Here is a 13,646-nt window from a genome sequence, read left to right as displayed (position 1 = left end):
GTGGCCATGGAACCCGGCGAGCCTGGTGATAGCGCGCTGCTCCGGCTCCCGCTTCTTCAGTCACGTGGTCGCGATCGCGGGCGGCCGCGCCTACGAGGCATCGATGACCGACGGCTGCAGGGCGACGACAGTCGATGAGGTGATGAAGGGGGTAGTCCAGTACCAGGACATGACCGTATGGGTACCTGACCTCGAGAAGGCGATCGCCTTCGGCGAGGAGCAGGACGGCCGCGGCTACGACTTCGGGGGCGCCCTGGGCATTCCCTTCATGGCGTCGGACGATTGGAACGACACGTCGACCTGGTGGTGCAGCGAGCTGGTGTTCGCGCTGCTGATGGCCGGCGGCACGATCCTCCTTGATCCGGCGGAGGCGCACCGGGTCACGCCGAACGACCTGTTCCAGTGCTTCCACCCGAAGCTGCAGCGCGTCGACCTCCGCGGCAGCAAAGCATGAAATAGTCCCATTTCTCCCTAGAAATGGGACCGCTAGAGCGAGAGACTGTGCGCACCCGGTAATCCTAAGTGCGCATGAATTGGACAGCATGCCGGGCGACTTCTAACCACGAAAGAACCCCAATGAGTGAACCAATTTCCGGCGCGGCCGCCGGCGCAGCAAGCATGAAAATCATCGGCGGCCTGGTCGGCATGGGCATCGGCGCCGGGCTTGCGTCCTTCGTCGTGATGGCCATGACGCCGCCCGGCAGCAAGAAGGAGTGGCGCGTGGCGTTGGCGTGCACCGTCGTCGGCTCGATCGCCGGTGGCGCCGCGCTCATCAAGTACCTCGGTATCGAACACTGGTCGGATGACCTGCTGGGCCAGATTGCCCAGGGCGGCTTCATGTTCACGTGCGGCTTGCCGGCTTGGGTCATTGTTCGCGCGCTGTTCAAGTTCATCGAGAAGCGCCGCGATGCCGATCTGGCTGATCTGGTCAAGGACGTGCGGGAGATCATCTGATGCCGCCTACCGCCTTCATTGCGTTGCTACTGCCGGCCGCCCAACGTGTCCACCGAGAGCATGGCATCCCGGCCTCGTTCACCATCGCCCAAGCTGCGCTCGAATCCGGTTGGGGTTCGCGCGCGCCTGGCAACAACTTGTTCGGCATCAAGGCCAACCGCTCCTGGAAAGGCAAGACCGTCGACGTACCGACCCATGAATACGTGGACGGCAAGCGCGTCGACCTGGTCGCCAAGTTCCGCGCATACGCCAACTTTGATGAGTGCATCGCCGATCGCGCGCGCTTCTTCAAGGTGAACCCGCGCTATGCGGCCTGCTTCGATGAGAGCACTGGCGAAGGTTGGGCTCGTGCCGCAGCTGCAGCCGGCTACGCGACAGATCCGAATTACGCGAAGATTCTCATTGCGGTCATGAATGGCCGGAGTCTCCAGCGATTCGACAGCCAGGAAGCAGCAGCATGATCGTTGAGCAATTGAAGGTCGCTGCCGTTGGAGCGGCCTTGCTTGGCGCGGTATCGATCGCGGCCCTGTCTGGCTACCACTTCGGCGCCGACGATGTCCGGCTCGAATGGGAGCGCGACAAGACGGAACGTGCGGACGCGGCCATGCACGACGTGCGGATCGCGGTGGCCCATAACGAAGCCGAGCGACAACGGGACATCGTGTCTACCAGGGCCACCCTGGCCACCTACCAGAGGAATCTGAATGAAGCTGAAAAGCGTATCGCTGCTGAGCGTGCTGCTGCCGATCGTCTGCGGCTGCGCATCGCAGTCCCTGCCCGCGAGTGTGCCGCTGCCGGCGGCGCCGAAGCCCCAGGTCCCGTCATCGCTCATGACGCCAGAGCGACCGAATACATCGAGCTACCAAAGCCGACTGAGCGGCATCTTCGAGACCTCGTCCGAGACGCAGACCTCGAGACCGAACGTCTCCGAGAAAAAATAAGCGCGCTGCAGGACTGGGCTCTAAGGCATGGCTTCTACGAAGTAGGGGCCATCGCCCCGTAGTAAAGACAGAGCGCCGGCGCCGGTTGCGTCAACAACCGATGTCGGCCTCGATCCACTGTTCTCGCCAGTGAACCAAGCAAGGCTCTGCCACCTTCCGGAAGGCGGCGCGAGTTTAGCACAATCGCAACTGTAAGGTTTACTAATGGCAACACCCATCATTCCATGGATCGGCGGTAAGCGACGCCTGGCCGACCACATCATCCCTCAGTTCCCGGCGCACGAGTGCTACGTCGAAGTCTTCGCCGGCGGCGCCGCGCTCTACTTCATGCGGCCGCCGGCGAAGGTTGAAGTCATCAACGACATCAACGGCGAGCTGGTCAGGTTGTACCGCGTCGTGCAGCATCACCTGGAGGAGTTCGTAAGGCACTTCAAGTGGGCGCTGGCCAGTCGTGAGGTCTTTAAGTGGCATCAGGAGACGCCACCAGACACGCTCACGGACATCCAGCGCGCCGTGAGGTTCTTCTACCTGCAGCATCATGCGTTCGGCGGCAAGGTGCAAGGACAGACCTGGGGCACGGCGACGACCACGCCGCCGATCAACCTGCTGCGGATCGAAGAGAACTTGTCTGCTGCCCACCTGCGGCTGTCGGGCGCCTACATCGAGAACATGGACTGGCACAGGCTGATGGAGCGATATGATCGCGCCCATACGCTGTTCTACCTCGATCCGCCATATTGGGAGACCGAAGGGTACGGTGTCGACTTTGGACTTAAGGAATACGAGAAGATGGCGGCCCTGATGAAGCGCCTGAAGGGGAAGGCGATCGTGAGCCTGAACGATCATCCCGAGATCCGCCGTGTGTTCGCTGACTTTCAGATGGATACGGTCCCGGTCAGCTATACGGTTGGTGGTGGTAAGGGCGTCGAGCGCGCAGAAGTGATCATCTATAGTTGGGACCGCACAACAGAGCCGGCTGGACTGTTCTAACGAAGGGGTAGTGCAGACGTCTGCACTCACGTTCGCGCCACAGGCGGTCAGTTTTGGTTCCGCTCAACAGTGCTACACTCCGGCGCATGTATGGAAAGGTGAAACGGTTGAGAGAGAGCGGAAAGCGAATGTCCGATCGAGCGATCGGCGCGACGCCTTACGTTGAAGGTGAAGTGCGGGTTTACACGCTGGGGAGCTCGGTCTTGGCCAGCGTGTCCGATCCGCATAGTCAGGTGAGCGACCCTTTGATTCCCGACCTGTATGATGCCCGTCTTACGTCGATGCATGGCCAGCGCATGCTGTTCAAAGGTGAGGAGCGGCCGCAAGGCGACAACGGGCCAGCATACGTTCAGGAGTGGTCGGTTCAGCTTAGTGTGTAGTCGGTCCCTAGCATGAATGTATGAGTCAACTTTAACCCGTACGCCTGTTAAGTACCGGAAGGGCTCTCCACGCGCCATTGACGTAAGCCGTCAAGAAAGGGAAGGTACTCTGAGAGCACATCGGCGTCAGTTGAGTCCAGTTCTTCATCGGCCAGCCCGTACAGGACGCGTAAATCGACAATAGCTTTCGCTAAGAAGACCACGGCTGGTGTGATCGCCATAGTCATGTTTCTGTAGCCCTCGTCGGACGCCGGTATGTGCCGGTCGAGATGGTGGATAGCAAAACTTGCTGTGTGAACATGTTGGGATGTCATCATTTTCGAAAGCCGGTAGTACTCGAAATCGATGTTTGATGATCTGCAAATCTCCTCGTGACTTATGTGGTACGCAGGCAGCTCCTTCAGGAGCTTCTTCTGTTGAGGAAGGTCTAGGGTTTTGAAAAACGAACATGCCATTAGCTCTTCTCTAGCGTCCTCAAGCCACTTGGAGCACATCGAAGTTTTCACCTCGTCGACTGGGACGAGCTTCATCATTTGCAACCTGCGTTCACAATCGTGTGCCCTCCAGAGTTTGATCCGAAATGTCTGTTCTTCTTCTGAGACTTTATGAAGTGAGATATAAGCCAATGCTTCAAATGCCTCGATCATGCAGCGTGCGAGTGCCGAGGCAGAACTAAGATCCCATGCTTTTCCAGCTTTGGATGGCCCATCTGGTAGCAGATTCAGAAGGCTTACCCCGTGGGTAAGAAACTTGAAGTACACCGCTTGCGAATATTGAAGTGCGAGTTCGTGATTCGCGGGTTCCGGTATCGCTTGGTAAAGCCTGAGGCTATGGCGAAGAAGAGTTTGCAGGTCTTTAACCCGTGCGATATAGATTTCGCGCTCCGTGACCTCCTCTGAGTTGCGTACGGTGCTCGACACTGTTTGATTCTCCCCATTTTCGTGTGCAATAAGAACTACCGGTGTAAATCTTTCGCCTTGATTTGTGTGTACCGGGCTAGCATCTTCCAGTCGCGGTGGCCCGACACCAGCGCAACTTCTTGGATCTGATACCCCTGCTCAAACAGTCGAGAAACGCCCTCATGGCGTAAGTCGTGGAAATGCAAGTCTTCAATACCAAGCGCCTTCGTCGCCCTGGGAAAAACTGTGCTGACGGTAGCGGCTTTGACAGGAAAGATGCGGCATTCCGATGACGGGTTTATCGGTCGCGGTTGCCGCTTTACAATCTCAAAGGCGTCTCCAAGCAATGGTACTTCCTGATCATTCCCCTTTTTTTGCCGAGGATGTTTGCGGTCTCGAATAATGATGGTGCGATCGGCTTCGTTCAGGTCGACCCAGCGGAGCATAGTGATCTCCTCGATGCGCATTGCAGATGCGATCGCGAAATGCACTAGGTCCCGCATGGGTAATGTCGACCGCCTGTCGAAGTGCTCGCACAGGGCCACTATCTCGTCCGGAGTAGGGCGGCGCCGGCGTTCTTCCGATCTAGTGGAGATTTTCAAGTGCGCCATGTTGGCCCGCGCGGCCTGCACTGCCTCGAGTGTGACCGGGAGCTTCCACAGCTCCTTAGCCGTCTTGAGCACTCCGGCCAGATAGGTCAGATCAATGCTGATGGTAACGCCGCCGGCGCCGCCCTTACGGCGCTCCCGTACAAACTTTGTTAGGTACTCATCCGTAAGCTCGTCTAGCGTCTTGTCGCCATGTTTGTTCTTCCACATCTTTAGAACTGCCCCCTTGTTCTTCCCGAACGGGTGCTCGGCGCCGATCTCCTCCTCATACCTTTCGATCGCGGTTTTTAGGGTAATATTCGCCAGCCCTCGCGCATCCTTGAAGCGCTTGGCGTCCATCTCCGCCTCGATCCCTCTTGCCCACGCAACTGCTTGCGCTTTGGTCGGGAAGGTCCCCGATATCGACTTATGACCCGTCCGACGGATGTGTGCCCGCCATGAATCGCCGCGTTTTGAGATTGCCGCCATGGAGTAATTTTGGAGTAGTGAGTTCGAGAAACTGCGGCATTTTGCGGGAAGTTCCGGGAAATAGCAAACCAGCCGCGTAGAGTGAAAAGTAGATGAAATAATGGCTTTTGGAAAGCGAAAACTTAGTGTAGCCCCCATGATGGACTGGACCGACCGCCACTGCCGCGTCTTCCACCGCCAGATCACCCACCACACGTGGCTGTACACCGAGATGGTCACCACCGGCGCCCTGGTCTACGGCGACGTCGAGCGCCACCTGCGCTACGACGACGTCGAGCATCCGGTCGCCCTGCAGCTGGGCGGGAGCGATCCGGCCGACCTGGCCAAAAGCGCGAAGCTGGGCGAGCAATGGGGCTATGACGAGATCAATCTCAACTGCGGCTGCCCGTCCGAGCGGGTACAGAAGGGTGCGTTCGGCGCCTGCCTGATGAACGAGCCGCAGCTGGTGGCCGATTGCGTGAAGGCGATGCGCGACGCGGTCTCGATTGACGTGACGGTAAAACACCGCATCGGCATCGATTACGACGAGGAATACGGCTTCGTGCGCGATTTCGTCGGCACCATTGCCGACGCCGGTTGCAAGACCTTCATCGTGCACGCCCGCAATGCCGTCCTGAAAGGGCTGTCGCCGAAGGAAAACCGCGAGATCCCGCCGCTGCGCTATGCGGTTGCTTACCAGCTCAAGCGGGAATTCCCTGACCTCGAGATCCTGATCAACGGCGGCATCAAGAGCGACGACGAGATCGCACTGCACCTGGAACACGTCGACGGCGTGATGCTGGGCCGCGAGGCCTATCACAATCCCTGGACCATGGCCGACTGGGATCGCCGCTTCTATGGCGACGAGGCTGGCCGCCCGCGCTCGCGGGTCGAGGTGCTGGAAGCGATGATCCCGTATATCGAGGAGCAGCTGCGCCTGTACGGCCCGCTGGGCCTGAAGCTCAACAGCATCACGCGCCACATGCTGGGCCTGATGCAGGGCTTGCCGGGTGCTCGTTCTTTCCGCCAAACCCTGTCCGATTCGAAGAAGCTGGCACTGGGCGATCCGCGCCTGCTGCTCGAGGCCGCCGCCAGGATGCCGGCCGCGGCCTGAAGCAAGCTATCAGTGGTAACTAAAAGGCGTGCCGAGGCACGCCTTTTTTCATTTCTTGTCGACAAATCGAGACATTTGGTTATCGAAATAACCATACAAGTTTCAAAATTGCTTGCTGTGTGGAAATAGTCGTTCCATAATGCAGTCCTGTTCCAATGTTGCAGTGTATCAATCCTGTTGTTGTGCCGAAACAATTCGGTCGAGCAAGAGATTTTCTGACTAGCGACATGAAATCTTGATTTATCCTGTCGGAAACACTCGAAATCGTGCAGAAACACCGATTTCAGATGCGCTTCGCACGGCGCTAGTCTCTCCGAGCGAGTTTCGATCAATAAAGTTACAGGGAAAACACGAATGAATTTGAACAACATGAAGGTCGGTACCCGTCTGGCCCTCGGTTTCGCACTGATCCTGGTGCTGCTGGTAGCGGTTGCTGTAGTGGGTATCCTGCGCATGGCGCAGATCCAGGATCGCCTTGATCACGTGGTCAGCGTGAGCAATGTGTCGACCGGCCTCGTGATCGAGATGCGCAACAACGTCAACGATCGCCTGCAGTCGCTGCGCGTCCTGACCCTGATGGCCGACCCTGCCGACATGGAACCGGAGATCGCCAAGTTCAAGGAACAGACCGCCCAATACAACGAAACCCAGCGCAAACTGACCGCGCTGTTCGCATCGAACGGCAACGACCAGGAAAAGGCGCTGCTGGGCCAGATCAAGGAACACGAAGCCGCCGCCATGCCGGCGATCGCCCGCGCCACCGAACTCTATCTGGCAGCCAACGCCATGGACGCCACCCGCGTCATGGTGCGCGAAGTACGTCCGGTGCAGCGCAAGTGGACCGACGCCCTGAACGCGCTGGCCGCCCAGGAAGAAAAACAGAACGCCCAGACCAAGGCCGATGCCGAAGCGGCGTTCGACAATGCCCGTAACTTCATGCTGGTCCTGCTGGCCCTGGCCGTGGTGCTGGGCGTGGCGGCCGCCGTCGTGATCACCCGCAGCCTGCTCAAGCAGCTCGGCGGCGAGCCTGGCTACACCGCCAAGATCGCCGGCAGCATCGCCCACGGCGATCTGTCGATCGCCATCGACACCAAGGAATCGGACCGCGGCAGCCTGCTGGTCGAAATGAAGGAAATGCGTAACAGCCTGGTGGACATCGTGTCCCAGGTGCGCCGCGGCACCGAAACCATCGGCACCGCCTCGCGTGAAATCGCCGCCGGCAATATCGACCTGTCCTCGCGTACCGAACTGCAGGCCAGCTCGCTGGAAAAGACCGCATCGGCGATGGAACAACTGACCTCGACCGTCAAGCAGAACGCCGACAATGCCCGTGAAGCCAATGCCTTGGCGGCAGCGGCGTCGGACGTGGCCCGCAAGGGCGGCGACGTGGTGTCGCAAGTGGTCGGCACCATGGGTGAGATCAACGGCTCGGCCAGCAAGATCGCCGACATCATCGGCGTGATCGACGGCATTGCCTTCCAGACCAACATCCTGGCGTTGAACGCCGCGGTCGAAGCGGCCCGTGCCGGCGAACAGGGCCGTGGCTTCGCGGTCGTGGCATCCGAAGTGCGTAACCTGGCCCAGCGTTCGGCTGCGGCGGCGAAAGAGATCAAGACCCTAATCGACGATTCGGTATCGAAGGTCGAGCGCGGCAGCAAACTGGTCGGCCAGGCCGGCGTGACGATGGATGAAGTGGTTACCAGCGTCAAGCGCGTGACCGACATCATGAGCGAGATCGCCAACGCCAGCGCCGAACAGAGCGCCGGCATCGCCCAGGTCAACACCTCGATCATCGAGATGGATGGCATGACCCAGCAAAACGCCGCGCTGGTGGAAGAAGCCGCAGCGGCCGCCCAGAGCCTGCAGGACCAGGCCGGCGAACTGGCCCGTGTGGTCAGCATCTTCAAGCTGGATGAGGGTGAACAGTTCCAATTCGAGGCGCAGGCGCCAGTCGCGACCACCACCGCGGTGGTGGTCCGTCCGGCCGCGAAGCGTCCAGTACCGCCGGCGCCGAAAAAGCCGGCCGCCGCCAGCGCCGCGGTGAATCCGGAAGAGGCGGAAGTCGCGCCCAAGCCGAAAAAGGCAGCTGCCGCCGTCGGCAACGACGAGTGGGAAGAATTCTAAGCACTCTTTCACTAAGCAGTCATGCGCCGGCCAGTCGGGCGGCGCGCAGCACGCATCACGACATTTAACTCTTAAAAACCTTATTTGGGGAAATCATGAAAAACCTGTCTGCCAAGCTGTTCGTCGCACTGACCCTCACCGCTGCCGCCAGCGCCAGCTTCGCCGCCGAAACCGCGGCGTCGTTCGATCCGAAGAAGTGCACCATCGAATATCCAAAGTCGTCGCTGATGAACGAAGAGCAGGGCACGACCTCGGCATCGTTCCTGGTCAATGCGGACGGCACCGTGGCGGAATCGAAGATCGACAAGTCGAGCGGCTTCAAGAACCTGGACCGCGCTCTGGTCAAGGGCCTGACCTCGTGCAAGTTCAAGCCGGGCACCAAGGATGGCGCACCGGCCCAGACCTGGACCAAGGTCGACTACGCCTTCAAGCTCGACTAATACCTTCCCCTTTGCACAGCCGGCTTCCATAGCCGGCTGTGTTTTTGCAGCGCCCGCTTTTCTTCCTCCCTCCGCAATTATCCACTCGCTGTTACAAGTTTGTAGCGGCATGTATCGGCTGTAAAGACTTCCTTCATTTCATCTTTTTGGCGCCCCGTCTGGCTATAGTGGTCTCACACCAACCGAAACGGAGAGCACCATGAAAACCATTCTCGCCACTGCCGCCGCCATCCTGATCGGTAGCGCAGCATTCGCCCCAGTGCAGGCCCAGGCCGCCCATCCGCGTGCCGAAGTGATCGTGATCAAGAAGGCGCCGCCGGCGCCCCGCCGCGAAGCCGTACCGGCCGCGCGCCGCGGCTTTGAGTGGGTGTCGGGTTACTGGGACTGGAACGGCCGCCGCCACAACTGGGTCGCCGGTCACTGGGAGAAAGTGCGTCCTGGCTATGCCTACCAGCGGGCGCAATGGCGCCAGGACCGCAATGGCTGGTATCTCGACCGCGGCGGCTGGCACCAGTCGCGCCAGGTGGCGGCCTACCGCGACCGCGATCGTGACGGCGTCCCCAACCGCCACGATGCCCGCCCCAACAACCCTTACCGCCATTGATCGTGGCGGGCCACCGGCTCAGGGTGCGGCGAGATCGCCGCCGCACACCTGGTTGCGGCCCGACTGCTTGGCTTGATAGAGCAGGGCGTCGGCCCGCTCCACCAGCACGGTGGCGCTGTCCGCCGCCGCCGCGGCACTGCTGGTGTACACGCCGGCGCTGATCGTCACGATGCCGGCGCCATTGCCCACGTGCGGGATCGCAAGCGCCATCACCGCCTGGCGGATGCGCTCGGCCACCATCCTGGCGCCGGCCGGATCGGTATCCGGCAGCAAGGCCACGAATTCTTCCCCACCATAGCGCGCGGCCAGGTCGGCCGGCCGCACCAGGCTGTCGTTCAGGGCGTGCGCCACCTGGCGCAGGCAGGCATCGCCAGCCACGTGGCCATAGGTGTCGTTGTAGCGCTTGAAGAAATCGACGTCCAACATCAGCAGCGACAGCGGTGCGCCGCTCCGGCTTGCGCGCGCGAACTCCACGTCCAGGGCTTCCTCGAAGCGGCGCCGGTTGGCGATGCCGGTCAGGCCGTCGTGGTCGGCCAGGACCGTGAGCGCGCGGTTATGTTCCTGCAGCAGTTCGCGCGCCTGCACCAGCTCGTGCTCGAGGTGGTCGCGAATCACGATCTGGCGCACCAGGCGCCGGCCGAAATACAGCAGGAATGCAATGGCGACCAGGGTGATCAGGGCCTGGCCGAGCATCGACTTCAGCCATTTTTCCAGGATCTCGTGCTTGCTCTGCGCGGTGGCGACGATCAGCGGATAGGTTTCCAGGTGGCGGTAGCTGTACAGCCTTTCGATGCCGTCGATCTTCGAGCGCAGCATGGCGGTGCCGGCCGGTCCCAGGCTGCGGTACATCTGGTGGACCGGGCCGTTGCTGATATCGGTTCCCACCAGCTTTTCGTTGTGCGGCAGGCGGTAGATCAGGGTGCCGTCGTCCAGGGTCAGCATGATCACGCCATTGCTGCCCACGTCGAAGGTCTTGTACAGGGTGGAGAAGTAATCGATGCGGATCGTGCCAAGTGCGATGCCGCCGAAGGTGCCGTCCGGATTATTGAGGCGGCGCGAGACGGGCAGCACCCACTCGCCGCTGGAGCGGCTGCGTACCGGCTTGCCCACGTGGACGAAGCGGTCGGGATTCCTCACGTGGTACTGGAAGTATTCGCGGTCGTCGACCGTGTACAACGGAAGGCGGTCCTGCGAGGTCATCAGCCAGTGGCCGTCGGCGCCGAACACGAACAGGCCGTGCAGCTCTTCAACCTCGGTCACCATATTCTTGAGATGCAATTGCAGGCGCGGGCGCCCCGTGCCCTTCATGCCATCGGTCTCGACCCGCTCGACCACGCCGGCCAGTACCGTGTCCACCACCCGCACCGCGCTCTCGGCCTGCGCCGCCAGCGCATGCGACATATTGGTGGTGGCGACGCCCACCTCCGCCAGACGCTCCTTGCGCGCGCGCCAACCGTCTGAAACCTGTATGGTCAGCAACAACAGGCACAGGGCGGCCACGAACAGCACGGCATTGCGCACTGCAGGACGTTTTTCGGCGGTCAGGCGAGATATTTCGGGAGCGGTACTCTTATCTGGCATACATCGGGGAGCCGCCGTTGAACGACGACTGGCTTGCGACATCGAAATAGCGGGGAAAATTTCTTTTTGGAAAACTCACCAATTGTCGCACATCACGTCTTATCCAGCGGTTAAGCTGGGGATTTTTACATCTGTGTCCTGGGATGGGCGCCAAATGTGAAGCTGGGTTCAGGCTACGCGCAGTCCGAGTTCGCTGACCAGTTCCGCGGCCTGGCGCGGCGTGATCCAGGCGCCCTGGAACAGTTTGATATCGGCCAGCGTGATGCCGCCCAGGTCGGCTTCGCGCAAGTCGGCGTTGTCGAAGCGCGCCTGTTTGAGGTTGGCGCCGCGCAGGCTGCCGCCCTCGAACACGGCGTCGCGAAAGTCGCAGGCGGCCAGGTCGGCGTCGCCGAAGTCCAGCTGGATGAGCTTGGCCTTGCGGAAGGACATGCGGCGCAGGTCGGCGCCGACCAGCAGGCAATCCTCGAACTCCAGGCCAAGGTGGGCCGCTTCCTCGAAGCTGGCGCCGGTCAGCTTGCAGCCCTTGACGGTGAGCGAGGCCAGGTGGGCGCGGCGCCAGCTGCTGTTGTTCAGGTCGCAGCCCTGGAAGCGGGCGTCGGTCAGGTCGGCCGCTTCGAAATCGGCTTGCCGGCCGCGGCAGCGTTGCCAGGTGGTCTGGCCCAGCTTGGCGGCGTAGAACGAGGTCTCGGCGATGCTGCAGCTGGTAAAGGTGCAGTTGCGCAGGTCGAGGCGCGACAGGTCGGCGCCGTCGAGGTTGCAATCCTGGAAGACGAGTGGGGCGTGGGGTAATGCCGCTTCGACATCCGCGCGAGTGAGGGTTTGTCCTGTGATCTGCATGCGGGTCCTTCGGAAAACAAAAAAGGCCACATGCCGGAGCAGGTGACCTTTTTCATGAATTCGGTGGGGTGGCTGATGGGACTCGAACCCACGACAACAGGAATCACAATCCAGCAGCGGCCCATGGATTTCCGCAATTATATCAAAGCGTTACGCTTTTGGTGTTACAACGGCGACTCGACTTTTTGCGGATTTCTCCCCTATGAGGGAAATGGGGCGTTGTAAAAAATCTTACTCGGTCGCGCTCGCTTTTCGCACCTTTCGCCGGTCGTAATGACGGTGCGTCGTCGACGGGTTTGCGTGGGCCGCGAAGTCGTAGGCGTCGGCCTCCCGCTTCGACAGCTTCGTCGTGATCGCGGCCGGCCTGATGTCCAACTGGGCGAAGTATTCGGGGTGCTGCGTCAGCGTCTTCTCGGTCACATCAGGGTCCAGCGTCTTCACGTAGGTCAGCATCGCCTCGCCCCAGGATGAGGTCAGACCGCCCTTTGTATAACACTTACCGCCCGCTGCGGGAAACATATAGACCGACTCCTTCGGCTTGACCCGCTCATCCTTCTTCATTCTGTTGACCCAGTAGTAGTAGGTCGACTCCTTCATGCCGGCGGCGGCAGCTGCAGCTTTCGCAGTCTCGCCCCGGGCTATCGATATCGCGATCTGCGCCAGGGCTTGGCTCGCTTCCTGGGGAATCGATGGCATATGCTGCTGCGCCTGCTCCACGCGCTTGACCACCATGCGCAGCCGCGGTGACCACTCTCGCAGCTTCAGCGTCTCAGCCTCACCCCGTTTCCGTTTCGCGCCCACCGCGGTCACACCTTCTTTGCCACAGGCAGTCTTCAGCATAGGCCGGACCTCTGCTGTCCGGAAGCCGGTCAGGTAGGTGAAAAGGGCCATGCACCCCATCAGGCGGGCCACGCGGTTTTCCTGGCGCTGGGTCCAAAAGTAGAAGCGCACGATCTGTGACCTCGACACTGTGCGTACGTCCTTCTCGAGCACATCGGTATCCATGTCCACAAATGGATTCAATTCCATCACCCCCCATCGGATCGCCTTCTTGCAAATCGTCGAGAAGGTGTAGAGCTCCTTCCAGGCTTTCGCCGGCGCGCCGGCCGAAGCGCGCGCCTCCACGTACTGGTATCCGTGGATCGTCCTGAGCGAGCGCGGCGCCATCTGGCCGAAGAACTTCGTCAGGTTGGCGTAGATGCCATTCCGGACCGCAATGCCTTCCTTCGACTGGTCGCGGTAGTGCTTCGGATCCTCTTCCGTCTTGAACCGGTCAATAAGCTCGCCCAGCGAGCCGGCTATGATCCGGCCCTGCTGGATATCGATCGCGCGGCGCTTGGCCACGATGTCGGCTTCGCGGATTGCCTGCTTGTCGCCGACCGCCGCCGTGGCCAGAGTTTCGTTCTTCCCGTCCGGGTATTGGTAATACCAAGACACTTTCTTTACGCCGGTTCTTTTATAGAGCCGGTCGATCCCTGTGCGCTCTTTAAGAGAAGGCCTGGAGGTTCGGTTCGTCCGCATATTTTTGTCGTTTTGGCTCATCGGTAATGCCCATCATACGGTCATGGTAGGCGCGCGCAACTTTCGGCAGCCCGGTCGAGCCCACCTCAAATCGCCACTTCCTCGCGCGCAGCCATGCTGCCATCCTCGTCCGCTGGTTCGGTTTGCAGTCGACCAACTCGGCCAACTCATCCGCGCTCAAGTATCCGCTTGCGCTCATACATCCT

General features: G+C 60.6%; 16 protein-coding genes. 10 read left to right on the top strand and 6 right to left on the bottom strand.

Translation table 11 applies throughout. From position 1 onward, the window contains the following. The first annotated feature begins 25 nt into the window (after positions 1–25). The 6 genes from DIR46_RS07430 (at position 26) to DIR46_RS07405 (ending at position 3,265) form a co-directional block, all read left to right on the top strand. On the top strand, positions 26–454 hold the full coding sequence (locus tag DIR46_RS07430) for a C40 family peptidase (RefSeq protein ID WP_162819465.1): 429 nt from the start codon (positions 26–28) through the stop codon (positions 452–454). Between the two features lie 164 nt (positions 455–618). After that, the gene (locus tag DIR46_RS07425; protein ID WP_229446530.1) at positions 619–954 is read left to right on the top strand and encodes a hypothetical protein; all 336 of its coding nucleotides are present in this window, start codon (positions 619–621) and stop codon (positions 952–954) included. Beyond that, on the top strand, positions 954–1,415 hold the full coding sequence (locus DIR46_RS07420) for a glycoside hydrolase family 73 protein (protein WP_109344666.1): 462 nt from the start codon (positions 954–956) through the stop codon (positions 1,413–1,415). Before DIR46_RS07425 ends, DIR46_RS07420 begins: the two co-directional genes overlap by 1 nt. Further along, positions 1,412–1,957, top strand: coding sequence for a hypothetical protein (locus DIR46_RS07415; protein WP_109344665.1), 546 nt, complete (start codon positions 1,412–1,414; stop codon positions 1,955–1,957). Before DIR46_RS07420 ends, DIR46_RS07415 begins: the two co-directional genes overlap by 4 nt. A gap of 142 nt (positions 1,958–2,099) precedes the next feature. Continuing rightward, positions 2,100–2,885: a DNA adenine methylase gene (locus DIR46_RS07410; RefSeq protein ID WP_109344664.1), complete on the top strand. Its 786-nt coding sequence runs from the start codon at positions 2,100–2,102 to the stop codon at positions 2,883–2,885. A gap of 128 nt (positions 2,886–3,013) precedes the next feature. Beyond that, positions 3,014–3,265, top strand: coding sequence for a hypothetical protein (locus tag DIR46_RS07405; RefSeq protein ID WP_109344663.1), 252 nt, complete (start codon positions 3,014–3,016; stop codon positions 3,263–3,265). A 47-nt stretch (positions 3,266–3,312) separates the two neighbouring features. On the opposite strand, the gene DIR46_RS26540 is transcribed toward DIR46_RS07405, so the two are convergent. Continuing rightward, positions 3,313–4,185, bottom strand: coding sequence for a DUF5677 domain-containing protein (locus DIR46_RS26540; RefSeq protein WP_162819464.1), 873 nt, complete (start codon positions 4,183–4,185; stop codon positions 3,313–3,315). Positions 4,186–4,220: 35 nt separating this feature from the next. After that, on the bottom strand, positions 4,221–5,111 hold the full coding sequence (locus DIR46_RS07395) for a site-specific integrase (protein ID WP_229446529.1): 891 nt from the start codon (positions 5,109–5,111) through the stop codon (positions 4,221–4,223). Positions 5,112–5,340: 229 nt separating this feature from the next. Between DIR46_RS07395 and dusA the strand changes: the two genes are divergently transcribed. From dusA to DIR46_RS07375, 4 genes are all read left to right on the top strand, one after another. Then, the gene (gene dusA / locus DIR46_RS07390) at positions 5,341–6,333 is read left to right on the top strand and encodes a tRNA dihydrouridine(20/20a) synthase DusA (RefSeq protein ID WP_109344660.1); all 993 of its coding nucleotides are present in this window, start codon (positions 5,341–5,343) and stop codon (positions 6,331–6,333) included. 354 nt (positions 6,334–6,687) lie between these two features. Continuing rightward, on the top strand, positions 6,688–8,457 hold the full coding sequence (locus tag DIR46_RS07385; protein ID WP_109344659.1) for a methyl-accepting chemotaxis protein: 1,770 nt from the start codon (positions 6,688–6,690) through the stop codon (positions 8,455–8,457). A 95-nt stretch (positions 8,458–8,552) separates the two neighbouring features. Next, positions 8,553–8,897, top strand: coding sequence for an energy transducer TonB (locus DIR46_RS07380; protein ID WP_109344658.1), 345 nt, complete (start codon positions 8,553–8,555; stop codon positions 8,895–8,897). Positions 8,898–9,096: 199 nt separating this feature from the next. Beyond that, positions 9,097–9,501, top strand: coding sequence for a YXWGXW repeat-containing protein (locus DIR46_RS07375; RefSeq protein WP_109344657.1), 405 nt, complete (start codon positions 9,097–9,099; stop codon positions 9,499–9,501). A gap of 18 nt (positions 9,502–9,519) precedes the next feature. Here the strand turns inward: DIR46_RS07375 and DIR46_RS07370 are convergent, their stop codons facing one another. From DIR46_RS07370 to DIR46_RS27920, 4 genes are all read right to left on the bottom strand, one after another. Then, positions 9,520–11,082 carry a sensor domain-containing diguanylate cyclase gene (locus tag DIR46_RS07370; RefSeq protein ID WP_109344656.1) on the bottom strand — a complete coding sequence of 521 codons (1,563 nt, stop codon included), beginning with the start codon at positions 11,080–11,082 and terminating at the stop codon, positions 9,520–9,522. Between the two features lie 168 nt (positions 11,083–11,250). Next, positions 11,251–11,919, bottom strand: coding sequence for a pentapeptide repeat-containing protein (locus tag DIR46_RS07365; protein ID WP_109344655.1), 669 nt, complete (start codon positions 11,917–11,919; stop codon positions 11,251–11,253). A 231-nt stretch (positions 11,920–12,150) separates the two neighbouring features. After that, complete coding sequence (locus DIR46_RS07355; protein WP_162819463.1) at positions 12,151–13,461, bottom strand: hypothetical protein; 1,311 nt, start codon at positions 13,459–13,461, stop codon at positions 12,151–12,153. Continuing rightward, the gene (locus tag DIR46_RS27920) at positions 13,406–13,639 is read right to left on the bottom strand and encodes a DUF4224 domain-containing protein (RefSeq protein WP_162819462.1); all 234 of its coding nucleotides are present in this window, start codon (positions 13,637–13,639) and stop codon (positions 13,406–13,408) included. Before DIR46_RS27920 ends, DIR46_RS07355 begins: the two co-directional genes overlap by 56 nt. Positions 13,640–13,646: the final 7 nt, after the last annotated feature.

The sequence above is a fragment of the Massilia oculi genome, assembly GCF_003143515.1.
GTDB lineage: Bacteria > Pseudomonadota > Gammaproteobacteria > Burkholderiales > Burkholderiaceae_D > Telluria > Telluria oculi.
The sequence above is the reverse complement of the archived record's forward strand: the minus strand, read 5'-3'. Positions and strand labels throughout refer to the sequence as shown.